The sequence below is a fragment of the Shewanella donghaensis genome (assembly GCF_007567505.1).
GTDB lineage: Bacteria > Pseudomonadota > Gammaproteobacteria > Enterobacterales > Shewanellaceae > Shewanella > Shewanella donghaensis.
This window is the reverse complement of sequence record NZ_CP041783.1, coordinates 1,700,481-1,711,851: the sequence shown is the minus strand read 5'-3', so window position 1 is coordinate 1,711,851 and position 11,371 is coordinate 1,700,481. Positions and strand designations below refer to the sequence as shown.

12 protein-coding genes are annotated in these 11,371 nt (G+C 37.0%); 5 read left to right on the top strand and 7 right to left on the bottom strand.

Going from position 1 to position 11,371, the window contains the following annotated elements; all coding sequences use genetic code 11:
- Positions 1–146: 146 nt before the first annotated feature.
- The 4 genes from FPK91_RS07290 to FPK91_RS07275 all read right to left on the bottom strand — a co-directional run bounded on the left by FPK91_RS07290 (position 147) and on the right by FPK91_RS07275 (position 5,487).
- Entirely contained in the window at positions 147–410 is a 264-nt protein-coding gene (locus FPK91_RS07290) for a hypothetical protein (RefSeq protein ID WP_144210015.1), read from the bottom strand.
- Positions 411–413: 3 nt separating this feature from the next.
- The gene (locus FPK91_RS07285; RefSeq protein WP_227006711.1) at positions 414–1,463 is read right to left on the bottom strand and encodes a motility associated factor glycosyltransferase family protein; all 1,050 of its coding nucleotides are present in this window, start codon (positions 1,461–1,463) and stop codon (positions 414–416) included.
- 262 nt (positions 1,464–1,725) lie between these two features.
- A complete protein-coding gene (locus FPK91_RS07280) occupies positions 1,726–4,194 on the bottom strand; it encodes a 6-hydroxymethylpterin diphosphokinase MptE-like protein (RefSeq protein ID WP_144210012.1) in 2,469 nt (822 codons plus the stop codon).
- A 99-nt stretch (positions 4,195–4,293) separates the two neighbouring features.
- Positions 4,294–5,487, bottom strand: coding sequence for a flagellar assembly protein FlgT (locus FPK91_RS07275; RefSeq protein WP_144210010.1), 1,194 nt, complete (start codon positions 5,485–5,487; stop codon positions 4,294–4,296).
- Positions 5,488–5,755: 268 nt separating this feature from the next.
- On the opposite strand from FPK91_RS07275, the gene FPK91_RS07270 reads away from it, so the two are divergent.
- Complete coding sequence (locus FPK91_RS07270; RefSeq protein WP_144210008.1) at positions 5,756–6,454, top strand: FlgO family outer membrane protein; 699 nt, start codon at positions 5,756–5,758, stop codon at positions 6,452–6,454.
- Positions 6,454–6,909, top strand: coding sequence for an LPP20 family lipoprotein (locus FPK91_RS07265; protein WP_144210006.1), 456 nt, complete (start codon positions 6,454–6,456; stop codon positions 6,907–6,909). Before FPK91_RS07270 ends, FPK91_RS07265 begins: the two co-directional genes overlap by 1 nt.
- 85 nt (positions 6,910–6,994) lie before the next feature.
- Here FPK91_RS07265 and FPK91_RS07260 read toward each other — a convergent pair whose 3' ends face one another.
- From FPK91_RS07260 to flgA, 3 genes are all read right to left on the bottom strand, one after another.
- Positions 6,995–7,420 carry a flagella synthesis protein FlgN gene (locus tag FPK91_RS07260; protein WP_144210004.1) on the bottom strand — a complete coding sequence of 142 codons (426 nt, stop codon included), beginning with the start codon at positions 7,418–7,420 and terminating at the stop codon, positions 6,995–6,997.
- Between the two features lie 72 nt (positions 7,421–7,492).
- Positions 7,493–7,825 carry a flagellar biosynthesis anti-sigma factor FlgM gene (gene flgM / locus FPK91_RS07255; protein WP_144210002.1) on the bottom strand — a complete coding sequence of 111 codons (333 nt, stop codon included), beginning with the start codon at positions 7,823–7,825 and terminating at the stop codon, positions 7,493–7,495.
- A gap of 72 nt (positions 7,826–7,897) precedes the next feature.
- Positions 7,898–8,608 (bottom strand): flagellar basal body P-ring formation chaperone FlgA, encoded by a 711-nt coding sequence (gene flgA / locus FPK91_RS07250; RefSeq protein ID WP_144210000.1) that lies wholly within the window; start codon positions 8,606–8,608, stop codon positions 7,898–7,900.
- A 319-nt stretch (positions 8,609–8,927) separates the two neighbouring features.
- Here flgA and FPK91_RS07245 point away from each other — a divergent pair, with 319 nt between their 5' ends.
- The 3 genes from FPK91_RS07245 (at position 8,928) to flgB (ending at position 11,371) form a co-directional block, all read left to right on the top strand.
- Positions 8,928–9,848, top strand: a complete 921-nt coding sequence (locus FPK91_RS07245; RefSeq protein ID WP_144209998.1) for a chemotaxis protein CheV — start codon at positions 8,928–8,930, stop codon at positions 9,846–9,848.
- A 141-nt stretch (positions 9,849–9,989) separates the two neighbouring features.
- The gene (locus FPK91_RS07240; RefSeq protein WP_144209996.1) at positions 9,990–10,823 is read left to right on the top strand and encodes a CheR family methyltransferase; all 834 of its coding nucleotides are present in this window, start codon (positions 9,990–9,992) and stop codon (positions 10,821–10,823) included.
- A 149-nt stretch (positions 10,824–10,972) separates the two neighbouring features.
- On the top strand, positions 10,973–11,371 hold the full coding sequence (gene flgB, locus FPK91_RS07235) for a flagellar basal body rod protein FlgB (RefSeq protein ID WP_144209994.1): 399 nt from the start codon (positions 10,973–10,975) through the stop codon (positions 11,369–11,371).

Here is an 11,371-nt window from a genome sequence, read left to right as displayed (position 1 = left end):
TTAATCTTATAGGACGGAGGTGGCGACTAACAGTTTAGAGGTCATTACTCTTAAAACAATATAAGCTACATAAATTGATGCCAGTTTTTTGGCGTTATAACTTTATGTAGAAAAGAACAAATAATGCTTTATTTACCTTTCCATCGTTATTTGACGATTGTTAGTAAGTTTGGTACTTCGTATTCTAAATAGTCAGCTAATCCTAGCCAATCATGTTTTTCTTGCGCTTCTAGAATCATGGGCAATAATGCCGAAATATGTTGTGCATTCTCATGATATTTTAATATTTGTTCTAGTAGATTTATACATTGCCGAAACATTTGGGAGGCTTCGGCTTCTTTGCCTAGCCTAAACTGCTCTGATGTTTGTGTTAGCAACTTAATAAGTTGAATGATTTGTTCATGTTGCATTTTTTAATCTCTGTAATGAGTGCCAGCAATTTTGGCTCCGAGCTTACTTGACTGATAAAACTTGATTTCAGGCTTAGCCAATATATATATTTCTAGGTATCTTAAATAGGCTCTAAAGTTTAGGTCTGTGGGTACACGTTGATTGTGCCCATTTAATACCCAGTGATTCTTTTTTAAATTTATTGAGGGACCTAATACTCCATCTTGCCAGTATGCGTGTGTTTTATTATGTGGGTAACTAAAATCACATCCATATAGGCTAATCTCTTGCAGTCCGAGTTGAACGGCTAAATCAACAGTTGGGTGAATAACACTACCGTTGGTATACAATCTTATCTTAGGCGAATTTTTGTGACATTCATCAAAAATGGGTCTATTAGAGTAAGCGTTAAACTTTTTCCCTTTCCAACTATTTATCACATCAGGGTTTGAGTGAGGGAAATAAACTAGGCTTGTATCACTTGGTAATTTCTCAGGAAAATGCTGTAAAGTAATGTTTTTATCAAGAGTTACTACGATATCTGGGATAATACCTTGGCTTGTTAACGCTACTAATGCAGTATCTACTACAATCATTGTTGGTCTTTCTTGAGGCGGTAAATTTCGCTGTTTCTTTAGCGCTTCATAATGGACTTCGAGTGTTGGACCTGAAGCAATAATACTCGCTTTAGTATTATTTTTTGTGTTTAATTTGATGTGTTCTGCACTTGGGTCTCTATTTAAAGCCTCCAAATTGAGTTTATGTAGTTCTTCAATCTCTCGGTCATTGGCTGAGTGAACTGAATTGATAAATTCACGATTGTTTTCCATGACTAAAAAATCACGTATGACACAATTGTGTTCATCAGCTAAAACTAAATCTGCTGCTATAGCTAAATAATTTTCGGCTAACTGATATTGCTCGGGCTGAATTAAGTTGACTCTTGGATCTGATAGCCATTCACTTTGGTCTGTATAGGTTAATAATAATGCGAAGAGACTAAGGTTTAACGGTGCTACATTAATGATGTTTAGATTGCTCTTATCAATGAGCAAGCTGGGAACATCTCCCATACCAATTCCGTAAAGGGTGATAGAGTTACAGTTAGAGCATAATTGATCTATGTATAGCTTTGCCTCCGACAAGCGGTTGTGCCGGCTGCTTAATTGAATACCGTTTACACTGATTGTTTGATTCTTTCCTGTGACAAGAACGGCATCAAATTCGCTTACTGATTCTAACGTTATCTTTTTGGCTATTTGAGGCCATCTTTGATTAATAATATTAATGTTTTCTAGGAAGAGTTCACTCATGTTATTGATTCACTTTATTTAATCAAGTTAGCTGCGCTAAATAGTTGGATGCGGTTAGGTTATCTGGATTAAACGATAGTATCTGTTCAAAAGTGGATTTAGCACTATTTATTTCCCCAAGCCCTGCAAGAAAAACACCTAGCTTAATTAGTGTGTTTTCATCGGTGGGATATTTATCTAGGAAATTTAGATACATATCTAATGCTTGTTGATTATTACCTTGTAAAGATAAAATATGGGCATGTTGCGGCAGGTATTCGTCACTGTATTGTGCTAACTCTCTGAGCGTTTTTTCCGCTAAATCTAATTGATGCAGTTTGAGTGAGATCATCAATATTTGCTTCATTTCCACTTCAGTTCTATCGGCTGGTGCAATATGTTGAACTGATTTTAATGCAGATTCATAATCTTCATTAATTAGATGAATGTAATGATTTGTTAAATGGAATAATTTTACCGCATATGAATCATCTTTCATCAAGGGTTGAATCTTATCTGCAAGTAATGCAAGCCCTGGTATATTTTTCCGCTGTTTCAAGTCGATAATTTTTGCGAGTGTATTATCTAGATTTTCATAATCTTCTTTCATGGAGAAATAAGGATGAGAAAAGCCTGTCAGTTGCTGCTGATACTCTTTATTCAGGTTGCCTAATGCAGTATTTTCATTTTCAGTTAAAGAGGAGATAAATTCAGAACTTTGGTTAGATAACCATAGTCTAGAACGCCCAGGCTGAAGGTGTTTTTTCCATTGGGAAGTTAGCATTGGAATGGAAGGGGTTGCTTTTATTTCTTCTAATCGGGATGCGGTTATTTCTAAAGAGGTTTCAATCAAGTCATATAAATTTTCAGCGATGAAATAATAGGCGGTATAATATTTAGCCGTCATTGTGCGCATTTGTTGAAGCGACCAACCTCCAGATTTTTTTGTAGTCAAAAACTGTGAAAATTCAAAATAACCATAGATCTTAATGAGCTTACTGAATATCGGATATTTTCTATTGATTTCAGCTTCTATTTTCTCAATTTTATTTATTTTACTCTGATAACGGTGAGTATTAATGTTGAGTTTTTCTGATGCCGAATTTAAATATAGTGCTTCATCACACAGCTTCTTTATGTTCAAAAACGCGGAGCTAGCTTTTGTTAGGTTATGCTTCAGTGAAATTAAGAATTTTTTATGGTTTTTAGTTGAATTAGGCAACATATCAAGGAGTTGTTGAGGTGAACAATTCGCTGGGTTTAATATTAATTCATTGGTTGTACTATGAGTAATTCCCTTCAGTTTTGCAGCATTTTTTGACAGATTAATTACATTTACATGTGGAAAAAGTGCGACTTCTTCTTCTAATGTTTGTGCAGCATGAAGTAGTTGTATTGGTGTTTCAGCTAACTTACCTGCATATGTTTCTACCCATTGGTAAATCCTACTATTATTACTTCCTGCTTTAGATTCTAAGCTGCCTTTTGCATGAGTCATGCCGGTACTTGAGTGACAAAAATCAACGCCAGATAATAAAATTTGGTTAAAGCCCATTTTTATGGCAATTCTTACTGCGCTATTGGTTACTGTTGGCCCAATTGTCGGAATATTGTCAGTGTCGCACCAGGGAAGCTGCTCTCCAAGAAAAAGTGATTGACCTTGCCATTGGGCTAAAATTCTATGGCAAATGTGATGTGAGTTAATCAGTAAGCTTTCTTTTGCCAAGCTCATCATATCGCGATTAACTTCAAAACTATGTTCTTGAGGATCTATTGAGACAATAATATGTGCGGGAATACCTAACTGAGATAGTTTTGAAGCGAATCGTGAGACGGTAATAATGAATAACTCATTGTAATTACACTTTATCCATTCTATGTTTTCATCTAAAGATGGTCCACCACCAATGACCATACAGGTTTTACCACAAAAAGTGTCTTTTAATAGAGATGCTGGTTGTCTATTTTCTACTACGTTATACATCTGTTCTGTAAAAAATAGTTTTTGTTGTAAATTAGCTTTAAGAGACTCAATGTAGCTTGTAAGGAGGTGGCTAACCCTATTGTATAACTCTGAATACTCTTCAATTACTCCAGTTGATGCTGACAGGGAAAGAGTGACTTTTAATTGATCTTTCATTAAGAACAGATCGTCTTTAGCTGTCTCGATATGGTCGTTGAAGCCCTCGAAATCAAGAACTTTTATATAGTCCTGCTTATCTTCAGGAATATCAACATTTAGCAAAGATAGCACAGCTGGTAATTCTATAAATATGTATTTACTTCCCTCACTGACTGGGGTGTCTAGGATGTAGTTGACTAGTAAACCAGAGTCTATCCCTAGAATTATATGTAAAGTATCTTCTTGAAATATATCTTGTTTATATTTGTTTTTAAAAGCTGTTTTTGAGTCTACTTTTTCAAATGTATTACGGTTGATACTTGGCAGGTAATATTCATTAAACTGGCTGATCGCAAATTGATTATTGAATGATGAGTTTGTTGTTGCCATGGTATGAAAACCTTTTCTAATTAAGTCGATTTGCCAAAAATTCTGAGTTTACTTTATCTAGTTCACCTAAGATTTTGAGCTGAACGATATTTTCCTGTTTTAAATCTTAATGACAATATCTTGTATTTGAATGTTACCTGATGCCTCAATACCTTGTAATACAGCAGTGGCACTTTCTTCTGAGACTTGCTCTATAGTGACGGTGGCGCGATTTTTAGTTGCAACGGCTCTCATCAAATTTACTCTGTCGGGGATATTTTGTTGTAGCACGATTTGAAAGCTATCGCCCATTTTTACATTGTTTCTTCTACCTAAATTAATGATAATTCTATTACCTTGTTTAGCCACAATTTGTCCTAGTAGTGGACGGCAGTTGAGGAGATTATCAATATCGTTTGTACTCAGTTGGATTAGCTGATCCAAGGTTTGACCATAATTTGATTGCCAAAAACGTTTGGTTGTCGGTGATACACTTTCGCTTCGTTCAAATTCCCATTCAGCTTCTGCAGCATAATCTTTACTCCAAACCTTCTCACCACTGATACCGTGATAAAGAGATAACCTAAAGCTCATTTGTCTCATCGGATCATCTGTAACAAATCCCAAAAATGAACTTGATGTAGGCGCTGTAGAGATATCTACAATTTCTGGTTGCAATATATATTGGCTATCGGTGATTTCACCAAGCCAACTTGGAATTCTATTACCTTTAAAGTTAATCAGTTCATTAGTGTGATCTAAGGTTTCATCTGCATGAATACGAGCGTAGCTATAATCGGATTGGCTATTTAGAGTCTTGCCAAGTTGTTCAGATAGAGCTTTAGGAAAAGTTAATAGTTGCCCGTAACGCAGTTGTGAACGGTCATTAATGGTCGCTTGTGGGATCATAATCGCAGCTTTCAATTCTTGGCTGTGACATTGCTGTGATTGTAAGTTTGATTTAGATTGAAGATCCAGCCTGAGTAAAACGGTTATATCCTTATTTGTTACAATTTCGGAGACTAACTGAATATTATTCGCTTCACCCATTCGCTGAATTTGAAAGGCATCTTGGGTTAAGTTACCCTGATTAATGGTTTGCTCACTACTAAAATTAACCCCAGCTTTTAAGCTAGCGTAGTTTAACGCTTGGTTGATTGCCGCTTCACGTGCTTTATCTAGGTCACCATTAACAATGTTTGCCTTTCCGCTTACTTCTACCATTTCAGCCATTACTGGTGCATTAGTCAGACCAAAGAGCAATAATATGAATGTCAGTTGAAGTAGTTGTCTGTTTTTAATGAATATTATCATATTGATCACTTGTTTAAACTTAACGATGAACGAGTAATGCTACGCCAACTTAATGGCGCTAGCGTATCAAAAGCGAGTCTTTGGTAAATAAATGCAAAGAGTGTGCCTGTTATTGACGAGTGCAGCTTCGAGATCATTTTTAATTCGCTAAAGTTTCTGTTGTGGTTGCCGATAGCATTTGTAGAGTTAATTAGACATTTTATGCTGCTATAAACTTCGTGATAAATAGCAACTAAGTGAAGCAAAGCATAAAAGAAAGGAATGCATTATGCGCCGAATTGGTTTAATCCCTGTTGTGATATTGATGACATCTTGTGCTGGCTTACCACCATCAGAACATGATGACTTGTCTTATGTTAATGACGGTCAAGAAACGAATTTTTGGTTTGATTCAGAGCCTAAACAAGACGTTCTTACTTACGATATTCAAAAGTCGGGTTTAGCGCCTAAAGCTGAAGTTAATATTCTGGCAGAAAAGATAGTCAATGAATTAGTGATGCAGAACGATAGTTTACGCTCTGACCAACCCTTGTTGATTTCAACGCCCGTTAAGTTAGACAATTATGCCGAAACTAATTCTCTTGGTTTGCAATTACAGCAAGGAATGATTGCTGCTTTCCATAGTCATGAATTTAATCTCGTCGATTTGAATGTTGCTAATTCTTTACGTTCGACCCCAACGGGAGAATTTATTCTTAGTAGAGATTGGACTCAACTCCCTTCTGATTTACCTGTTACGCATGTGGTTGTTGCGACAATGGATAGCACTTCACAAGGCGTAGCGGTCAATGCCAGAATTGTGAATGTTGCAAATAATCGAGTGGTATCAGCGGTGCAAACTTTTGTGCAGACTAAAAGTTTACCTGGTTATTTATTTCCCGCAGGTAAAGTCGTTTCAAAAGATGGCTTACTTTATCGGAATGAGCAGGCTGGCATGACGACCGTTGCTATTTTAGGAGAACAATAATGAAATCATTTATTTTTGCAGCGTTCACCGCATCACTATTGTTGACTGGATGTGCATCTAATGACAAATATGTGCAATGGGAAACAGAAGCGCCAGAACAGTTTCCTAAGTTGACAGCGATTGGCTATGCGCCTCTTGATACTCAACCCGGTAATGAGCAATCTCAAAAAGTGTTGATGGCGATGCAAGCGTCAAAGATTGCTGCGTATCGCGAATTAGCTGAGCAAGTTTACGGTCAGCAAATTGATGCTAATAGTCAGGTGAATGAATGGCTGCTAAGTAGCGACACGATTTCTGCTAATGTTTCTGGAATGATTAAAGGAGCAAAGGTGGTTAAGAGTTATCCTGCAGGTGATATGTATGTCACTGAGCTTGAGTTAGATTTCGCTCAAGTGTGGAATCTATACCAACAGCAGAATCGCCCTCGAAAAATAAAAGATGTGACCTATTTTTAGTGACTGTATTGACATAAAAGAGTTCACATAAAAAAACCGCTTAATGAGCGGTTTTTTATTGGGTTGTGATCAAGAAGAAAGCTTATTAAGCCTTTAGATTTTGCCCAAGCGAGGAAATCGTAGAAGTGCGGCCTTTATCATTATAGGTCAAACTTGATGAGTTTCGGCTCATTTGTAACGCTTGTGAAAAGCGATTAAGGCTAGCAATATTAAGCTCAATTAAGCTGGCATTTTCGTTATTAATCGACTTACATTGCTCAAGTATGACTTTGGCTTCATCCACTTTAACCTTCAATTCAGCATTGGTATTCAATAATGCTTTATCTGGGTGTGATGCAAGTTGCTCATCATTGTTCTTTAGCGTATTGAGACAGGTCACTTTATCTCTAGCAAGTGACAATAATGTATCGGCATCACGTTCAGTGAGAGCTTTTTTTTCTTCAGACACAAGAGATTTCAGCGACGATAAAGTATCGTGCTGAAATGATAATAACTGCAGTAATTCATTCATAACTTACTCTTTAAATAAACCACATTACGTTGATGTAATGAATGGCTAATAAAATCAAGAGTAACTATGTTGTTACTCTTGGTCGAAATTCAATCCGTTGAGATCAGCTTCGAAGTTGGCAATATTAGCCGCTAATTTTTCAGGGTCGACTTTATAGCGGCCTTCTGAAATAGCTAATTTAATTGCATCAACTTTGCTTTGGTCAACTTCCGGTAAAGATGCCATTTTACTCTGAGCTCCTTGCAACTGCTGTGCTTGAGCGGTAATACTGACAGAGTCAGTTTTTACTGGCGCAGCTGTATTGCTTGTCGCAGCGTCAGTATTTTTACCAGCAGCTCCAGCATCGCGATTTGGTCGCAATTGAGCATGAGAAGCTGTTTTTAGATTATTAATATCAATTGCCATGTTTGGCTCCAGCGTAATGTTTTGGTTTTCCTAACAGGGTATCGGCCACCAGGAAAAAAACTTTAGAATATTTTACATTCTAACTTCAACTTCGCCAACGCCTGTGACTATGACATCTAATCGCCTGTTAGAATTGCTATTTCTGACTCTAATAGCATCACCAATATTACCATCTCTTAGTGCCTCACCGGCAGTTTTTATTTCAAATGAGTTTGTTTTAGCGTAAATGGATACCGAATCTCCCTTACAAACAAAGCATAAATTGTTATTAAGTATTGGTGCCTTGGCTGATACACGCCTTTTTGAACGGGTTCCTATTAACTCTTTTTTGTTTGAAAAAAACTGCCCTCGAATGCTGTGTTGGTCGACATAATTAATTTCGATGCTGTCAGCGGTAATCAGTTCACCTTTTTCAATAATATTTTTTGCCGTTATGACAGGGAAGGTGATCTCCACTTTTACCGATATGAACATTTGCCAAGGATAATCATAGTCTGGGCTTATACAGCTTATTTTTACCGTATTGGTGCGGCGGATCTCTCTTTCGCTAGCCATTTCCACTGCAATAGGTGGCAAACATGCAGGAGGATCTAGCCTCCCTTCAAGGTTTTGCGGGATAATATTAATGACAGCATTTGGCTGTGGCGATATTTTTTTTGCTACTGCCTCTTTAGCTAGCTCAGAAATGGTCGATAAAGAATAAGTCATAGTGGTATCTTCAGCGGCGAAAGCGGCTAAAGGACAAGAAAGCATTATCAATAATAATAGTATTTTTTTTGTCATAATATTCTAACTAGCTTGGTTTGCCAGATAACCTCTATACTTTGACTAGCTTATGAATGAAAAGCGGTTCATTTAAATACGAGTATTGCTTGTCAGAAGTTTGACTTGTTTTACTCAATTAGCTTATTTGATCCCAAGTTATGAATACTAAGCAATAAGTATGCCCATAACCGTCATTTATTGACTTAATCGATTAATTCATTGTTGTTACTATGATACCGTTCACTTTAGATGGATTTACAGTCGCAATAAAACTACATTAGTAGAAAGCACTTATAATAAAACCCGAAGGGTTAGCATTAATAAACAAGGCAGGGTTATGTCGAGTATTCTTGAATCAGTTAACAAACGTACCCAACTCGTTGGCCAGAATAGACTTGAGTTGTTACTTTTTAAACTAAACGGTCGTCAACGTTTTGGTATTAACGTTTTTAAAGTAAAAGAAGTGCTGCAGTGTCCGCCATTAACAAAATTACCGCGCTTAAGCCCGTTAATTAAAGGTATTGCCCATATCCGTGGTTCTACCATCTCAGTGATTGATTTAAGCGCTGCGACAGGTGGGCGTCCAATTGAGTCAACTGAAAATTGTTTTATTATCATTTCAGAATATAACCGTAGTATTCAGGGCTTTTTAGTGAGTTCAGTTGAGCGGATTATTAATATGAATTGGGAATCAATTATGCCACCACCACAAGGTGCAGGGCGTAACTCCTATTTGACTGCGGTGACTGAAATTGAAGGTGAATTGGTTGAAATCTTGGATGTTGAGAAAATTTTAGACGAAATTTCACCGGTCAAAACAGAATTGAGCCAAGAAGCAAACGATGCAATAACCATTGATAAAGAACGACATTATCATATTATGGTTATTGATGATTCAGCTGTTGCCCGTAAGCAAATTATTCGTTCACTATCTTCATTAAACCTGCAGATTGATACTGCCATAGATGGTAAAGATGCCCTCATAAAGCTAAAAGCCATCGCGAGTGAAATGGATAATGTAGCCGATGAAATTCCATTGATTATTTCTGATATTGAAATGCCTGAAATGGATGGTTATACCCTCACAGCAGAAATTCGTGATGATCCCAAATTAAAAGATATTAAAGTGGTATTACATACATCATTAAGTGGTGTATTCAACCAAGCAATGGTTGAAAAAGTCGGTGCGAATGACTTTATTGCTAAATTTAACCCTGATGAATTAGCCTCTGCAGTCAACAAACATTTAATGTTATAGGTATAAACGTTAATTTTGACTATGATTAGTTGGCAGGTTTAATGTTAGTTAGCTTTTGCTATTGGTTGAATCAATAACGAAAAAGTAGTCGTCCAGATTGAGAAAACAACGTGGTTTCTCTCGTAACAATAAGGTGTAAAAGTGCCGAATAAATCACTTGCTGAAACAGAATATAATCAATTTAAGCTCTTTTTAGAGCAACATAGTGGCATTGTATTAGGTGACAATAAGCAATATTTAGTGAGGAGTCGTTTAGCCCCTTTAATGGGGAAGCACAATTTACCGTCATTGTCTGAAGTGGTAAAACGCTCTATGAAACCTGCAGAGCGACAGCTAAGAGCGGAAGTCATAGATGCAATGACTACGAATGAAACTTTATGGTTTAGAGATAAATACCCATTTGAATTACTGCATAATGCATTATTACCTGACTATAGCCGTTTAGGTCGGCCATTAAAGATTTGGTCTGCTGCTTGTTCATCTGGTCAAGAGCCTTATTCATTGGCTATGACTATTCTTGAGTATCAACAGCGCAAACCTGGCGCTTTACCGGGTAATGCGACAATTCAAGCGACAGACTTATCACCGTCTATGCTTGAGCGTTGTAAAAATGCTGAATATGACAGTTTAGCGCTAGCTCGAGGCTTATCGCCAGAGCGTAAAAGACAGTTCTTTGATGCTTTACCGACAGGGAATATGAAAGTAAAAGACAATGTTAAGCGACTCGTTAATTTTAGGGCGCATAATTTACTTGAGAGTTATAGCTTATTAGGTAAATTCGATATTATTTTTTGCCGTAATGTACTGATCTACTTTGCCCCTGAGGCAAAAGCTAAAATTTTGCGGCAATTCGCTGCCGCTCTTAACCCAAATGGGATTTTATTCTTAGGTGCGTCAGAATCTATCTCAGGATTAACTGATGAATTTAATATGGTTCGTTGTAATCCTGGAATATATTACCAAAAGAAAACCTAATCTTAAGTTGCTGATTTATAATCGTTTACCTCTTTTAAATGCTGGCGTCCGTCGGCATTTTTTATTTTTATTCTCTCTCTGACCAAAACTCTATTATTTTGGCATAAGGATTGCTTTGTAATCATCAGTTAGCTGATGGAGGCAATTTTATGGCGATTAATTTTGAAAATGGTTTAGGAATACATCAATACTCGTTGGGCATACGTGCTCAAAGGGCTGAAGTGCTCTCTAGTAATATCGCCAATTCAGATACTCCAGGTTACAAAGCTCGAGATATCGACTTTGAATCAGCTATGAATAGTGCTCGCTCTCATCAAAAAGGGCTGCAAATGAGTCAAACCACTGACAAGCACTTTGATTTGAAGGCATTAAGCGAAGAACATGTTCAATTTCGCGTTCCTAATCAACCTGATACTGGCGATGGTAATACCGTTGATTCTCAAGAGGAAAAGTCTGCTTTCATGCAAAATTCTTTAGAGTATCAAATGTCGTTAGGTTTTCTTGAAAGTAAGTTTTCTGGCATGCGCAAAGCCATTAGAGGTGATTAA

Excerpts from the sequence above, each read along its gene's own strand:
- FPK91_RS07290 (WP_144210015.1), bottom strand. The coding sequence starts at position 410 with ATGCAACATGAACAAATCATTCAACTTATTAAGTTGCTAACACAAACA.
- FPK91_RS07285 (WP_227006711.1), bottom strand. The coding sequence starts at position 1,463 with ATGGGAGATGTTCCCAGCTTGCTCATTGATAAGAGCAATCTAAACATC.
- FPK91_RS07280 (WP_144210012.1), bottom strand. The coding sequence starts at position 4,194 with ATGGCAACAACAAACTCATCATTCAATAATCAATTTGCGATCAGCCAG.
- FPK91_RS07275 (WP_144210010.1), bottom strand. The coding sequence starts at position 5,487 with ATGATAATATTCATTAAAAACAGACAACTACTTCAACTGACATTCATA.
- FPK91_RS07270 (WP_144210008.1), top strand. The coding sequence starts at position 5,756 with ATGCGCCGAATTGGTTTAATCCCTGTTGTGATATTGATGACATCTTGT.
- FPK91_RS07265 (WP_144210006.1), top strand. The coding sequence starts at position 6,454 with ATGAAATCATTTATTTTTGCAGCGTTCACCGCATCACTATTGTTGACT.
- FPK91_RS07260 (WP_144210004.1), bottom strand. The coding sequence starts at position 7,420 with ATGAATGAATTACTGCAGTTATTATCATTTCAGCACGATACTTTATCG.
- flgM (WP_144210002.1), bottom strand. The coding sequence starts at position 7,825 with ATGGCAATTGATATTAATAATCTAAAAACAGCTTCTCATGCTCAATTG.
- flgA (WP_144210000.1), bottom strand. The coding sequence starts at position 8,608 with ATGACAAAAAAAATACTATTATTATTGATAATGCTTTCTTGTCCTTTA.
- FPK91_RS07245 (WP_144209998.1), top strand. The coding sequence starts at position 8,928 with ATGTCGAGTATTCTTGAATCAGTTAACAAACGTACCCAACTCGTTGGC.
- flgB (WP_144209994.1), top strand. The coding sequence starts at position 10,973 with ATGGCGATTAATTTTGAAAATGGTTTAGGAATACATCAATACTCGTTG.